This window comes from Mycobacterium sp. IS-1590 (assembly GCF_001500025.1).
Taxonomy (GTDB): Bacteria; Actinomycetota; Actinomycetes; order Mycobacteriales; family Mycobacteriaceae; genus Mycobacterium.
Genome location: NZ_LQIW01000001.1, coordinates 318,447 through 332,110 on the forward strand (window position 1 = coordinate 318,447; position 13,664 = coordinate 332,110).

The 13,664-nt window shown below is 67.6% G+C and carries 11 protein-coding genes; 7 read left to right on the plus strand and 4 right to left on the minus strand.

The window, feature by feature from the left end; translation table 11 throughout:
• Positions 1–9: 9 nt before the first annotated feature.
• The gene (locus AU197_RS01570) at positions 10–2,004 is read right to left on the minus strand and encodes an SDR family oxidoreductase (RefSeq protein WP_197415427.1); all 1,995 of its coding nucleotides are present in this window, start codon (positions 2,002–2,004) and stop codon (positions 10–12) included.
• Positions 2,005–2,060: 56 nt separating this feature from the next.
• Between AU197_RS01570 and AU197_RS01575 the strand changes: the two genes are divergently transcribed.
• Genes AU197_RS01575 through AU197_RS01585 form a run of 3 tightly spaced genes read left to right on the plus strand, consistent with a single transcriptional unit; the run spans position 2,061 to position 5,200 of the window.
• Positions 2,061–2,930 carry a MaoC family dehydratase gene (locus AU197_RS01575; protein WP_064400617.1) on the plus strand — a complete coding sequence of 290 codons (870 nt, stop codon included), beginning with the start codon at positions 2,061–2,063 and terminating at the stop codon, positions 2,928–2,930.
• A 57-nt stretch (positions 2,931–2,987) separates the two neighbouring features.
• A complete protein-coding gene (locus tag AU197_RS01580) occupies positions 2,988–3,872 on the plus strand; it encodes a universal stress protein (RefSeq protein ID WP_064400618.1) in 885 nt (294 codons plus the stop codon).
• A gap of 11 nt (positions 3,873–3,883) precedes the next feature.
• Positions 3,884–5,200 carry an adenylate/guanylate cyclase domain-containing protein gene (locus AU197_RS01585; protein WP_064400619.1) on the plus strand — a complete coding sequence of 439 codons (1,317 nt, stop codon included), beginning with the start codon at positions 3,884–3,886 and terminating at the stop codon, positions 5,198–5,200.
• Here the strand turns inward: AU197_RS01585 and AU197_RS01590 are convergent.
• The gene (locus AU197_RS01590; RefSeq protein WP_064400620.1) at positions 5,197–6,681 is read right to left on the minus strand and encodes an HNH endonuclease signature motif containing protein; all 1,485 of its coding nucleotides are present in this window, start codon (positions 6,679–6,681) and stop codon (positions 5,197–5,199) included. The two genes, AU197_RS01585 and AU197_RS01590, sit on opposite strands and share 4 nt — an antisense overlap.
• A gap of 160 nt (positions 6,682–6,841) precedes the next feature.
• Here AU197_RS01590 and AU197_RS01595 point away from each other — a divergent pair, with 160 nt between their 5' ends.
• Positions 6,842–10,138 carry an error-prone DNA polymerase gene (locus AU197_RS01595; protein ID WP_064400621.1) on the plus strand — a complete coding sequence of 1,099 codons (3,297 nt, stop codon included), beginning with the start codon at positions 6,842–6,844 and terminating at the stop codon, positions 10,136–10,138.
• A 17-nt stretch (positions 10,139–10,155) separates the two neighbouring features.
• Entirely contained in the window at positions 10,156–11,298 is a 1,143-nt protein-coding gene (locus tag AU197_RS01600) for an MFS transporter (RefSeq protein ID WP_064400622.1), read from the plus strand.
• Here the strand turns inward: AU197_RS01600 and AU197_RS01605 are convergent.
• Entirely contained in the window at positions 11,295–11,711 is a 417-nt protein-coding gene (locus AU197_RS01605; protein ID WP_064400623.1) for a TIGR03667 family PPOX class F420-dependent oxidoreductase, read from the minus strand. The two genes, AU197_RS01600 and AU197_RS01605, sit on opposite strands and share 4 nt — an antisense overlap.
• Positions 11,712–11,733: 22 nt before the next feature.
• On the opposite strand from AU197_RS01605, the gene AU197_RS01610 reads away from it, so the two are divergent.
• Entirely contained in the window at positions 11,734–12,381 is a 648-nt protein-coding gene (locus AU197_RS01610; RefSeq protein WP_064400624.1) for a nitroreductase family protein, read from the plus strand.
• On the opposite strand, the gene AU197_RS01615 is transcribed toward AU197_RS01610, so the two are convergent.
• The gene (locus AU197_RS01615) at positions 12,382–12,846 is read right to left on the minus strand and encodes a tRNA (cytidine(34)-2'-O)-methyltransferase (RefSeq protein ID WP_064400625.1); all 465 of its coding nucleotides are present in this window, start codon (positions 12,844–12,846) and stop codon (positions 12,382–12,384) included.
• A 47-nt stretch (positions 12,847–12,893) separates the two neighbouring features.
• Between AU197_RS01615 and AU197_RS01620 the strand changes: the two genes are divergently transcribed.
• Positions 12,894–13,499 carry a class I SAM-dependent methyltransferase gene (locus tag AU197_RS01620; protein WP_064400626.1) on the plus strand — a complete coding sequence of 202 codons (606 nt, stop codon included), beginning with the start codon at positions 12,894–12,896 and terminating at the stop codon, positions 13,497–13,499.
• Positions 13,500–13,664: the final 165 nt, after the last annotated feature.

Genomic DNA, 13,664 nt, shown 5'->3' on the forward strand with positions numbered 1-13,664 from the left:
CAACGATAGCTACCAGTGCACACCCGGGACGAGGCGCGCCGCGGACTTCACCGGCCGCGGGACGCGTAGGGGCCGCGTGGGCTTCTTCGGGCGACGCGGTGTCCGCGCGGTCGATGGGGGTGTCGGCACGCCGCGGGCCGCAGCCGAATCCGGATATCCGAGGTAGAGCTGGTGAAGGATCCGCCGGGAGAGCTTCGGCGTGAGGTAGTTGCCGAAGTCGGCGAGCGTGCCCAGCGGGGTGTCGATCCGGGCCGGCTTGTCGATCAGGGCACGCACCACCATCGCCGCGGCGTGCTCGGCGCTGATCGCCGGAACAGGATTGAGACGACGCGACGGCACGATCATCGGCGTGCGTACCAAGGGCATGTGGATGGTGGTGAACGTGATGTGGTCGGACAGCGTCTCGGTCGCGACCACATCGGCGAACGCGTCGAGCGCGGCCTTCGTCGGGAGGTAGGAGCTGTATTTGGGGTTGCGTGCCTGCACGCCGGCGCTGGACACGTTGACGACGTGGCCGAATCGCCGCTCGCGCCAATGCGGGAGCAGCGCAAGAACCATCCGCACCGCGCCGAAGTAGTTGACCGCCATCACCCGCTCGTAGTCGTGCAGGCGGTCGGTCGAGGCGATCACCGAGCGGCGGATCGATCGGCCCGCGTTGTTCACCAGGTAGTCGACGTGGTCGAACCGGCCGAGGATGTCCTTGACGGTGCTCTCCACCGATGCCGAGTCGGTGACGTCACATGTGAACGCATACGCCTGACCGCCGTCGGCCCGGATCTCGGCCACCAGCTCATCGAGCGCATCGGCGTTGCGCGCCAACGCGAATACGGTCGCGCCGCGTTCGGCGATCGCGATGGCCGAAGCGCGTCCGATCCCGCTCGATGCGCCGGTGACGATCACGTGCCTGCCGACCAGCGGACCTCTGGGGTCGTCGCGGCGCGCGCGCTCGGGGTCGAGGTGTTCGGCCCAGTAGCGCCAGAGCGCGGGCGCGTAGCCGGCGAAGTCGGGGACCGTGATCCCCGTCCCGCGTAACGCTTCTGTGGTGCGCTCGCTGGTGAACGTCGGCATCAGGCCGATTACGTCGAGGATTTCGGTGGGCAGTCCGATCTGGGTGAGCGCCATGTTGCGGATCACCTTGGCGCGGCCGGTGGCCCTCAGGAACGGCGTCGCGGTGGAACGGGGCAGGGACGCCCGCAGCGGCGGAAGCCCGGCCGTCTTCGACACGCCACGGTAGATAGCGTGCAGCCCAACGGCTTTCGGTGCGGTCAGGTGGAACGTCTCCTGGTCTCGGTCGGGCAGGTGCATCAGCGCGACGAGCGCGTCGACGACGTAGTCGACGGGGACGAGGTTGGTGCGGCCGGCGTCGGGCAGGGCGATCGGCGTGATCGACGGCAGCTTGGCCAGCCTCGCCAGGGTGGGGAAGAAGTAGTACGGCCCGTCGATCTTGTCCATCTCGCCGGTGCGCGAATCGCCCACGACGACGCCGGGGCGGTAGACCCGGTACCGCAGCCCAGCGGTGTTCCGGACGATCTGCTCGGCCTCGAACTTGGTGCGGTGATACGGGGTGGGCAGGTCCTGGCCGACGTCGAAGTCGTCCTCGGTGAACTCGCCGCGGAAGGTGCCTGCGACCGCGATCGACGACACATGGTGCAGCGTCGCGTCGAGCCGCAACGTCAGGTCGACCACCGCGCGGGTGCCGTCGACGTTGGTTGCGCGCTGATCGGCGTCGGAGGCGGTGATGTCGTAGACCGCGCCGCAGTGCACGACATGGTCGACGGCGCCGATGACGGTGAGGTCGTCGGTCGTGAGCCCGAAATCCGGTTCGCAGAGGTCGCCGACCAGGGGTCTCACTCGGTCGCCCCAGGTCGTTGCCAATCGCTCGAACCGCGACAGCGAGGGGCGCCTGACGAGCACCAGCACCTCGGCGTCGCTGCTGCGGGCCAACAACCGCGTCACCACCCGCCGGCCGATGAACCCGGTACCGCCGGTAACGACATAGCGCATGCGAGCCATCGTGGACCCCCACGGCCGAGACGTCAATGCGGGATATCGTTCGAGGTATGCCTCTCGACCCCAACGCCATCGGCGCCAAGACCGACCCGCAACTGTTCGAATGGACCGACCGCGACACGCTGCTGTACGCACTCGGTGTCGGCGCGGGCACCGCTGATCTGGCGTTCACCACCGAGAACAGCCACGGCATCGAGCAACAGGTGCTGCCGACGTACGCGGTGATCGCCTGCCTGCCGTTCGCGGCGGCGGGCCTGATCGGCTCGTTCAACTTCGCGATGCTGTTGCACGGTTCGCAGGGGATCCGGCTTCACGAACCGCTGAAACCGGCCGGCAAGCTCAGCGTGGTGGCCGAGGTCGCCGACATCCAGGACAAGGGTGAGGGCAAGAACGCGATCGTCATGCTCAAGGCGACGGGCACGGATCCCGACACGTCGAAGGTCGTCGCCGAGACCTTCACCACGGCGGTCATTCGCGGTGAGGGCGGCTTCGGCGGGCAACCGGGGCAGCGGCCCGCCGCTCCGGAGATACCCGACCGCGAGCCCGACGCGCGAATTGCCCTGCCCACCCGCGATGATCAAGCGTTGATCTACCGGCTGTCGGGTGATCGCAACCCGTTGCACAGCGATCCCTGGTTCGCGCGGGAGCTCGCCGGCTTCCCGAAGCCGATCCTGCACGGCCTGTGCAGCTACGGCGTGGCGGGTCGGGCGCTGGTGGCCGAGCTCGGTGGCGGTGACGCGACGAAGGTGAATGCGATCGACGCCAGGTTCACCTCGCCGGTGTTTCCGGGGGAGACGCTGACCACCTCGATCTGGCGGACCGACGCGGGCCGGGCGGTGTTCCGCACGGAGGCGGCCGAACCCGACGGTTCGAACTCGCGGTTGGTTCTCGAGGACGGTGCCGCCGAGTACCGCGACTGACGCGCATTTGGTCGATCCGCGGGCGTTCGCCGCTTCAGATTGAAAGGATGATCGACCATGAGGCTCGTCGTTGGATATCTGGCCACGCCCGGCGGCGCGGATGCGCTGGCCCTCGGTGTGCGGTTCGCCCGGACGCTCGGCGCCGACCTCGACCTGTGCATGGTGCTGCCGCCGGACAGGGTGGCGCCGTCGATCAAGCCGGTCGGTGATTTCGAGAAGCATCTCGTCGGGCAGGCCGAACAATGGCTGGAGGAGGCTCGCGCGTCGGTACCCGACGACATCGTCGTGCGTAGCCACGTCCGCGTCGACGACTCGCCCGCCGACGGGCTGATCCAGGAAGCGGCGCGCGTCGAGGCCGACATGATCGTCGTCGGCGGATCGGGTGGCCTGGTCGGCAGTTACACATTGGGGTCGACGGTCAACGGCCTGTTGCACTCGGCTCCGTTACCGGTGGCCGTGGCGCCCAGGGGGACGCGGCACTCACCCGTGGACCGCGCACGCGAAGCGACGTGCGCGATCGGTGAGCGTGAAGGCGCGGATGTGTTGCTGGACATGGCGGTTCGTTACAGCCGGGCGGCGGGAACGCCGTTACGGCTGGTGTCGTTGGTGGCGCTGGACCCGACTTTCGGTGCGCTCCGCGGCGACGGCGATGCGGTGCGGGAGCGAGCTCTCGCCCATGCGCGCCACGTCCACGAGGTCGCGAAATCCGAGCTGCCAGAAGATTTCCCGGTGACCTCGATGATCGTGGAAGGCCGGACCATCGAGGAGGCGGTGGGCAAGCTGGACTGGCGCGACGGGGACCTGATCATGGTCGGGTCGAGCCGGCTCAGCGCGCCCCGGCGGCTGTTCCTCGGATCGAAGGCAGCCAAGATGCTGCGGGTGCTCGACGTGCCGATGGTGGTGGTGCCGCGCGAGCAGTTCGGGCCCGAAGACCTCCCGTAGCCGTCCGGACCATGTTCTCCGAGACGCGTTACGCGCTGAATGGGGATTTGCGTGTCGCCTATCGCGCGTCGAGCGAGGGTGAGCGCGACATCGTCGTCGTCCCGAACTGGTTCTCAAACTGCGAACTCGCTCCAGAGGTCCCGGTCACGCGCGGATGGGTGGAGGCGATGACATCGCTGGGTCGGCTGATCTTCTTCGACCAGCCGGGCATGGGAGCCTCCGATCCCGTCCCGGGCGGCGCATTGGCGACCTTGGAGCTATGGGTCGACAGCATCACCGCGGTGCTCGACGAACTGGGCAGTAGCGAAGCCGTCCTGATCGCAGGTGTCGGCGCATTGGCGGCGGCAACCGTCTTCGCGGCAACGCATCCTTCTCGCACAACCGGGTTGGTGGTGTTGGAGGGCTACGCGGATCCGAACGCTGCGCGCGTCAACGGTCCCACCCCTGAGGAGGTCCTCGCCGCAATGGTGGGGATGTGGGGTACAGGAGAGTCGCACCATTTCTTGAACCCGGACATGCCGTGGAACGAGGAGATTCGGGCAAGCTGGGGTCGCTTGGAACGCCTGTCGGCCAGCCCGAGCACCGCCGCCTCGATGATGCGCTTCATGTCCGAGATGGACGTGCGTGCACTGCTACCGGCCATACGGGTGCCCACACTCGTCATCCACCACACGGATGACGCTGTGATCCCCCGGGATTGGGGTAGGTACATCGCGGATTGCATTCCAGGTGCCAAGTATGCCGAGCTACCCGGGCGCAATCTGCTGCACATCGTCGAGCCGTGGCGAGACGCTTTCGAGGAGGTTGCGCAGTTCCTCACCGGACACCAGCCCGAGATGGTCGATGACCGCGTGCTGGCGACGGTGCTGTTCACCGACATCGTGGACTCGACGCGCCGCGCGTCGGAAATGGGTGATCGCGACTGGCGCGCCTTGCTGGATGCGCACGACGCCGTTGTGCGGGCACAACTCGCCCGTTTCCGGGGCCGCGAGGTGAACACCACGGGTGACGGCTTCGTGGCGATGTTCGACGGTCCTCAGCGAGCGATCCGCTGCGCCATGGCGATCCGTGATGCGGTGCGGGCGCTCGGTGTCGAAGTGCGCGCGGGCTTGCACACCGGCGAGTGCGAGGTGCGTGATGATGACATCGGAGGTATCGCCGTGCATATCGGTGCACGCGTCGCCGCGCTGGCAAGGCCCAACGACGTGCTGGTGTCAAGCACTCTGCGCGACCTGGTGATTGGCTCGGGGCTCGAGTTCGTAGATCGTGGGACACACGAATTGAAAGGTGTGCCCGGCGAATGGCGACTGCTCGCCGTCGCCGATTAGAACGGCGGTGGCTTATTGCGTTCGTCGACGTAGGGCTGATTGCGCTGACGCTCCGCGTCGATGGCCTCCGCGCGGTTCTGTTCGCGGGTTCGCTTGCGCCGCGGCATCTTCAAGCATCGCACCGCGTCATCGAGGAGGTCGACGTCGGTGTCGATGACCGCGGGCGCCGTCGGTCGGCACAGCGACGGGAACAGCAGCTTGCTACCCGGATGGGTCGTGTACTTCTGCCCAGCCGGTGAGAGCCACTCCACGGTGCCGTCGGGATGTTGTCGATCACGCCAGCCCAGAAACGTCTTGTAGAGATGGTGGGTTCGGCACAGGCACTTGAGGTTTGATGCCTGCGTGGCGCCTCGTGGGTAGGGGACCGTGTGGTCGAGGTCGCACTGAGTGGCCGGCTTGTCGCAATTCGGGAAGCGGCACGACAGATCGCGGCAGCGGATGAACCACGCCAGCGCCGCCGAGGGAACCCGACTCTTCTCCGGCGGCGCATCCCCGGGATGCTTGACGGGTCGACGCTTGGCGACGGCGAGCTTGGCGGCAACGATCGGTGCCGGCACCACTCCGCGACCGATCACATAGCCCGGCCCCGTCGCGGCCGGGCCGCCGAGCGTGGAATCGTTGGCCTCGATCGGCTCAACGGGCTTGTCGCCGTCCAATTCCGCCGGGGTCGCATCATTCAGCGAGTCTTCGCCGGCCACTACGTGCACCATGACATCGCTCGCGGTGACACCCGCGGACGGGCATTCGCCAGACCCGCATTCGCACGTGAGTGATTGGGCCCCGCTCATGGCCGCAGCGACAGCGTCGGCCCGGCGCTGCTCCTGGTTTCGGGGGTCGTTCTCGCACACCGTGGCGGCCAACGCGTCGAGTCTTTGGTCGATGAACTCGCCGTGGTGGGCGAACACCGTGGCTTCGATATGGGCGACACCGGAGCCGTCTCGGCTGTCCTTGACCTCGACATAGCGGCTGCGCGAACTGTTCTCGGCGCGGCGCACAGCAGCGGGGTCGTAGCGGTCGACCCAGTAGTCGATCGCACTGTGCAACTTGTTCAATGACAGCGCCGTCCATCCCTCGACGTGCGCGGCGATAGCGGAATCGGCTTTGGCCAACGCGTCGCCATCCTGGATCAGGTAGGTGCGGAACACGATGGCAGCGACTGTGCGGTAAGTGATTGCACCGGTCAGGAACACCGCGTTCGTTCGAGGTAACCGGTCGCGCAGGGCGATCGCGATCTCCAACTGGGCCGCCGCGATTCCCAGCGACACCTGCTGGGCGGGTGCGATCTCGGCGGCGACCGCGGCGTAGTTGTCGAGGATCCATTGGTCGCGCTCGGCCGAGCCGTCGGCGGCGTACATCCGATCCAAGACATCGGCCGCCGCCGAAAGCCGGCGCGCGCAGGCGGCGTTCTCGATGCGCGCCCACGCCCCGGCCGCTCCGGCACCGTTGGCGCCGTCGGCCGTCTCGAGCAGCTGTTCGAACATACAAGCGAATTTAGCCGCGGGAGCAGACGCGGAGCGGCCGCCCGGCGCACTCCGGCGTCCACCCTGTGGATGAACCTGGCCTTGGGGATAACGGGGGCATTCGGGCCGGAGTAGAACGAGTACCCGGATTATTCGAACACAAGTTCGATACACTGCAACCATGGGCTGGCATACCGGGCCACCGAGCTGGGTGGAAATGGAGCGCGTACTCAACGGCAAACCGCGCCGTGCCGGCGCTTGGCCCATCGACGAGCAGATCGGCGACGGCGGCGACAGCCCGGCCTGGTCCAGCAAGCGGGGGGAGTACCAACCGCTCGACCTCCAGCGGCCCAGGTCCTCGGTCCCATACGCCGAACTGCACGCCCACTCGGCGTACAGCTTCCTCGACGGCGCCAGCACACCGGAGGAACTGGTCGAGGAGGCGGCCCGGCTGGACCTGCGGGCGATCGCGCTGACCGACCACGACGGCCTCTACGGGGTGGTGCGCTTCGCCGAGGCCGCCAAGGAACTGGAGATGTCGACGGTGTTCGGCGCCGAACTGTCGCTGGGCGGGGGTGATCGGACCGAAGACCCCGACCCGCCCGGCCCGCACCTGTTGGTGCTGGCACGCGGTCCCGAGGGCTACCGGCGGTTGTCACGCCAACTCGCCAAGGCGCACCTTGCCGGCGGTGAGAAAGGCAAGCTGCACTACGACTACGACGCGTTGACCGAAGCTGCGGGCGGGCACTGGCACATCCTCACCGGTTGCCGTAAAGGCCATGTCCGGCGGGCGCTTTCCCAGGGCGGTCCCGAGGCGGCGGGTCGTGCGATCGCCGACCTGGTCGACCGCTTCGGCCGCGACCGGGTCAGCGTCGAGCTCACCCATCACGGACATCCCTGTGACGACGAACGCAACGCCATCCTGGCCGAACTGGCACCGCGGTTCGGGCTGAGCGTGGTCGCGACCACCGCCGCCCATTTCGCCGAACCGTCACGCGGCCGGCTGGCCATGGCGATGGGGGCGATCCGCGCCCGCCACTCGATGGACGAGGCCGCCGGCTACCTTGCCCCGCTGGGTGGTTCGCATCTGCGGTCGGGTGCCGAGATGGCGCGACTGTTCGCCGACCGGCCGGAGGTCGTCACTGCCGCTGCAGAGCTCGGTGAGCAGTGCGCGTTCGGGCTCGCCCTGATCGCACCCCAGTTGCCGCCGTTCGATGTGCCGGACGGCCACACCGAGGACAGCTGGCTGCGTCATCTGGTGATGGAGGGCGCGCGCCGAAGGTACGGCCCACCGCAGCGTGCGCCGCGGGCGTACGCACAGATCGAACACGAGCTGAAAGTCATTGAACAGCTGACGTTTCCCGGCTACTTCCTGGTGGTCCACGACATCACCCGGTTCTGCAGGGAGAACGGCATCCTGGCCCAGGGCAGGGGATCGGCGGCCAATTCGGCGGTCTGCTACGCACTCGGTGTCACCAACGTGGATCCGGTCGCCAACGAGTTGCTGTTCGAACGGTTCCTGTCCCCGGCGCGCGACGGCCCACCCGACATCGACATCGACATCGAATCGGACCTGCGGGAGAAGGCCATTCAGTACGTCTACGACCGCTACGGCCGCGACTACGCCGCGCAGGTCGCCAACGTCATCACCTACCGCGGCCGCAGCGCGGTGCGCGATATGGCCCGTGCGCTGGGCTTCTCGCAAGGACAGCAAGACGCCTGGAGCAAACAACTGGGCCAGTGGGGCAACCTGGGCGAGGAGACTCACGTCGAGGATGTCCCCGAGCAGGTCATCGACCTGGCCAGGCAGATCTCCAACCTGCCCCGACACATGGGCATCCACTCCGGCGGCATGGTCATCTGTGATCGTCCCATCGCCGACGTGTGCCCGGTCGAATGGGCCCGGATGGCGAACCGGAGCGTGCTGCAGTGGGACAAAGACGATTGCGCGGCAATCGGTTTGGTGAAGTTCGACATGCTCGGCCTCGGCATGCTCTCGGCGCTGCACTACTGCATCGACCTGGTGCGCGAGCACAAGGGCATCGACGTCGACCTGGCGAAGCTGGACCTGTCCGAGCCCGCCGTGTACGAGATGCTGCAGAAAGCGGACTCCGTCGGGGTGTTCCAGGTGGAGTCGCGCGCCCAGATGGCCACCCTGCCACGGCTCAAGCCCCGCGTGTTCTACGACCTTGTCGTCGAGGTGGCGCTGATCCGGCCCGGCCCCATCCAGGGCGGGTCGGTGCATCCCTACATCAAGCGACGCAACGGGGAAGAGCCCGTCACCTATGACCATCCGTCGATGGAGCCCGCGTTACACAAGACGCTGGGGGTGCCACTGTTCCAGGAACAGCTCATGCAGCTCGCGGTGGACTGCGCGGGTTTCTCCGCCGCCGAGGCCGATCAGCTGCGCCGCGCGATGGGATCCAAGCGGTCGACCGAACGGATGCGCCGGCTGCGGAGCAGGTTCTACGACGGTATGCGTCAACGTCACGGCATCACAGGCGAGATCGCCGACCGCATCTACGAGAAGCTGGAGGCCTTTGCCAATTTCGGCTTCCCCGAGAGCCATTCGTTGAGCTTCGCGTCGCTGGTGTTCTACTCGTCGTGGTTCAAGCTGCATCACCCCGCCGCGTTCTGCGCCGCGCTGCTGCGGGCCCAACCGATGGGCTTCTACTCGCCGCAGACCCTGGTGGCCGATGCCCGCCGACACGGTGTCACCGTGCACGGCCCGGATGTCAACGCCAGCTTGGCGCACGCGACTTTGGAAGACACCGGGAACGCGGTCAGATTGGGTCTGGGGGCGGTCCGGCACATCGGCGACGAACTGGCAGAGCAGCTTGTCGAGGAACGAAAAGCCAACGGCGCGTTCACTTCCCTGCTGGATCTGACTCAGCGAGTGCAACTGTCTGTACCCCAGACCGAGGCACTGGCCACCGCCGGAGCCCTGGGCTGCTTCGACATCACCCGACGCGAAGGGTTGTGGGCGGCAGGCGCGGCCGCCGGCCAACGACCCGACCGGCTGCCGGGCGTGGGCGCCTCGTCACACATTCCCGCACTGCCGGGTATGACCGAACTCGAGCTGGCCGCCTCCGATGTGTGGGCGACCGGCGTTTCCCCCGACAGTTATCCGACGCAGTTCCTCAGGGAGGATCTCGAAAGGCTCGGTGTCATCCCGGCGGGCAAGCTACTGGACGTGCCCGACGGCTCGAGGGTGTTGGTGGCCGGGGCGGTGACGCACCGGCAGCGGCCGGCGACCGCGCAAGGGGCGACCTTTCTCAACCTGGAGGACGAGACCGGGATGGTCAACGTCATCTGCTCGCGCGGGGTGTGGGCGCGGCACCGCAAGCTGGCGCAGACGGCTCCGGCGCTGCTGATCCGCGGTCAGGTGCAGAACGCCACCGGCGCCGTCACCGTCGTCGCCGAGCGGATGGGCAAGCTGACCTTGGCGGTCGGCTCAAAATCTCGCGACTTCCGCTAGCCCGTTACCGTTGAGCGGTGCGGCGACCCGTCTACCTCCTCGTCGGTGCGGGTACCGCACTGATCGCCTGCTGTTACGGCTTCGGGCGGTTCTCCTACGGACTGTTCGGGCCGGTGTTCGGCGAGACCTTCGGACTGAGCTCGACCATCGCCGGCGTGATCGGCGCGGGAAGTTACATCGGCTACTGCGCGGCGATCACCGCCAGCCTTCTGCTGACCGACCGCATCGGCCCCCGGCGGGTCGCGGTAGCCGCCGGAATCGTTGCCACACTCGGGATCTCGATCATCGCGCTGGCACCCTCGGCGTGGGTGCTCGCGGTTGGTGTGCTGGTGGCGGGCTGTAGCACCGGCATCGTCTCGCCGCCGCTGGCCGCAGCGGTCGCCGAGCACGTGCCTGCGAACACAGCGGATCGTGCCCAGACCGTCGTCAACGGGGGCACCGGGATCGGCGTGGTGCTGTCGGCGCCGATCGCGCTGTTACTGCTGAGCCACTGGCGCGCCGCGTGGGTGGTGTACGCCCTGGTGTCGGCGGCGGTGACGATATGGGTGTTCTACGCCGTGCCCGCCTCCTCCCACAGGGCCGCGAAACGGATCGACCCACTATGGCGCCCAGGCACTTTCGGCTTGCTGCTGGCGTCCTTGCTGACCGGCGTCGGTAGCGTCGCGGTGTGGACTTTCGGCCGCGACCTGATCGTCACGGTCGGCGGGGCGGACGCCACCCGCTCGTCGCTGCTGTGGATCGTCATCGGCGCAGCGGGTATCGCCGGGGCGCTCGCGGGTGATGCGGTGCAGCGGATCGGATTGCAGTGGGCGTGGGTGGCCGCGACCGTCACGATGGCCTCGGCGACGGCGCTGTTGGCGGCCGTCCCGTGGAATCTCGGCGTCATGGTCGTGGCCGCGACGCTGTTCGGCGGGTCCTACATCGCGTTGACGGGTCTGGCGTTGCTGTGGAGTGCACGGCTGTATCCCGACAGCACCTCATCCGGAGTCGGCTTGTCGTTCTTCACGCTCGCGACCGGTCAAGCCCTGGGCGCGCCGGTGGTCGGGGCGCTCATCGACCTGGCCGGTGGACAGACCGCCTTCCTGGCGATCGCCGCCGTCGGCCTGTGCGCGCTTGCGGTGCGGCCGATTCGGACAGCGACGCCGTCAGCGGTGCGCTAACCCCCGGTCGGTGTGGTCCAGACCTTGTCGATGCCGATCTTCAGCCGCATGTTGTAGGCGGCGAGGAACTCGTCGCTGAAACCGAGGCCGGCCGCGTACTCGCCGTATTTCGCCCGATACCGTTCGTCCTGCAGCGGATTCGCGTCCTCGGCGTCGATGGTGGCGGGCCCGCCGACGGCGATGATCCCGCTGCCGTTTCCATCGGAGTCCAAGTTCAGGCTGACCCGCGGATGCGCGCGGATATGCCTGACCTTGGCGGCGCCCGGTTCGGTGTAGACAAGCACGTCTGTGCCGTCGAAGTAGAACCACACCAAGCGCGGCACGGGTTGTCCCGACTTGGCCACCGTGGTCAACCAGCCGTACTTGTCGGAGGAGAGCCTGTCGACGACCTCCTGGGTGAAATTGACTGCCATGACGCGAATGTAGTCTCAACAAATGACTTTGAACCTGTCCGTCGATGAAGTCCTGACCACCACCCGTTCGGTGCGCAAGCGGCTCGATTTCGACAAGCCGGTGCCGCGTGAGGTGCTGCTGGAGTGTCTCGAGATCGCCATCCAGGCGCCGACGGGATCGAACTCGCAGGCCTGGCAGTGGATGTTCGTCGACGATCCCGAGAAGAAGAAGGCGCTCGCCGACATCTATCGCACCAGTTGGAAGCTGTACCGCACGATGCCCGAGCCCGAGTACGCCGAGGGAGACAGTCGAGGTGAGCGGCGCCAGGCGGTGGTGTCGTCGGCCGAGTACCTCGCCGAGAACATGGAGAAATCGCCGTGGCTTTTGATTCCGTGCCTCGAGGGGCGGGTCGACGGCGTGCCCGGCGCCGTCAGCGCCAGCTTCTGGGGATCGTTGCTGCCCGCGGCGTGGAGCTACATGCTGGCGTTGCGCTCGCGCGGTCTCGGCTCGGCATGGACCACGCTGCACCTGCTGGGTGAGGGCGAGAAGCAGGCCGCCGACCTCCTCGGTATCCCGTACGACCAGTACAGCCAGGGCGGGTTGTTCCCGGTTGCCTACACCAAGGGCACCGACTTCCGCCCGGCCAAGCGGCTACCCGTCGAGCAGGTCGCGCACTTCAACTCCTGGTGATCAGGTCGCGCCGCCGAACCCGTGCTGCCGCCACGCCTCGTACACCGCGACGGCGGCCGCATTCGAGAGGTTCAGTGAGCGCCTCCCGGCCAGCATCGGGATCCGCACCTGGGCGGTGATGTGCGGGTCGGCCAGCGTCGCCTCGTCCAGGCCGGTCGGTTCCGGTCCGAACATCAGCACGTCACCCGGCCGGTACTCGATATCGGTGAACGACGTCGACGCGTGCGCGGTGAACGCGTAGACCCGCTCCGGTCTCATCGCGGCCCACGCCGTGACCAGATCGCGGTGGACGGTGACCGACGCCAGATCGTGGTAGTCCAGGCCGGCCCGCCGCAACTTCGGCTCGGACAGGTCGAAGCCCAACGGTTCCACCAGGTGCAGTTCGCAGCCGGTGCCCGCCACCATCCGGATCGCGTTGCCCGTGTTGGGTGCGATGCGCGGCGAGTAGAACAACAGCTTGAACAACGACGACCTCTCGGAGGAGCGCTTCGGGGCGAAGGGATAATGCTCGCATGGTCGCGCAAAGCCTCTGGATGCAGAAGGTGGCGGCCGACCCCGGCCATTCCCACTGGTATATCGAGCGGTTCCGCGCGATGGCGCGCGCGGGCGACGACCTGACGGGGGAGGCCCGTCTCGTCGACGCGATGGTCCCCCGCGGCGCGCACATCCTCGACGCCGGTTGCGGGCCCGGGAGGCTGGGCGGCTATCTCGCCGCGGCCGGCCACCGCGTCGTCGGCGTCGACGTCGACCCCGCCTTGATCGAGGCGGCCAAACAGGATCATCCCGGCCCGCACTGGCTCGTCGGCGACCTCGCCGAACTCGACCTGCCCGCCCGCGGCATCACCGAGAAGTTCGACGTCATCCTGTCGGCGGGCAACGTCATGACCTTCCTGGCGCCGAGCACCAGGGGCGAGGTGCTCGCCCGGCTGCGCATCCACCTGAAGGACGACGGGCGGGCGGTGATCGGCTTCGGCGCCGGCCGCGACTACGCATTCGCCGACTTCTTCGACGATGCCTCGAACGCCGGTCTGGCGCCGGATCTGCTGTTGTCCACATGGGACCTGCGGCCGTTCACCGACCACTCCGACTTCCTCGTCGCGATTCTGCGCCCGGCCTAGACGGTGGCTGCTGCCGGGCCGTGTCACGATCGGGTCCCGGTATTTGCTCGGTATCCTCACACCGCCTTCGACCTGCGATTTTGAACTCTGTCTGTTCAGTAAGAATGGTGGATTCGCCCGCACATCGCTGGCATACTCGTCCAATTGCCAGGGCCGGAACGGGCC

Coding starts and splice junctions, on each gene's coding strand:
- AU197_RS01570 (WP_197415427.1), bottom strand. CDS start 2,004: ATGCGCTATGTCGTTACCGGCGGTACCGGGTTCATCGGCCGGCGGGTG.
- AU197_RS01575 (WP_064400617.1), top strand. CDS start 2,061: ATGCCTCTCGACCCCAACGCCATCGGCGCCAAGACCGACCCGCAACTG.
- AU197_RS01580 (WP_064400618.1), top strand. CDS start 2,988: ATGAGGCTCGTCGTTGGATATCTGGCCACGCCCGGCGGCGCGGATGCG.
- AU197_RS01585 (WP_064400619.1), top strand. CDS start 3,884: ATGTTCTCCGAGACGCGTTACGCGCTGAATGGGGATTTGCGTGTCGCC.
- AU197_RS01590 (WP_064400620.1), bottom strand. CDS start 6,681: ATGTTCGAACAGCTGCTCGAGACGGCCGACGGCGCCAACGGTGCCGGA.
- AU197_RS01595 (WP_064400621.1), top strand. CDS start 6,842: ATGGGCTGGCATACCGGGCCACCGAGCTGGGTGGAAATGGAGCGCGTA.
- AU197_RS01605 (WP_064400623.1), bottom strand. CDS start 11,711: ATGGCAGTCAATTTCACCCAGGAGGTCGTCGACAGGCTCTCCTCCGAC.
- AU197_RS01610 (WP_064400624.1), top strand. CDS start 11,734: ATGACTTTGAACCTGTCCGTCGATGAAGTCCTGACCACCACCCGTTCG.
- AU197_RS01620 (WP_064400626.1), top strand. CDS start 12,894: ATGGTCGCGCAAAGCCTCTGGATGCAGAAGGTGGCGGCCGACCCCGGC.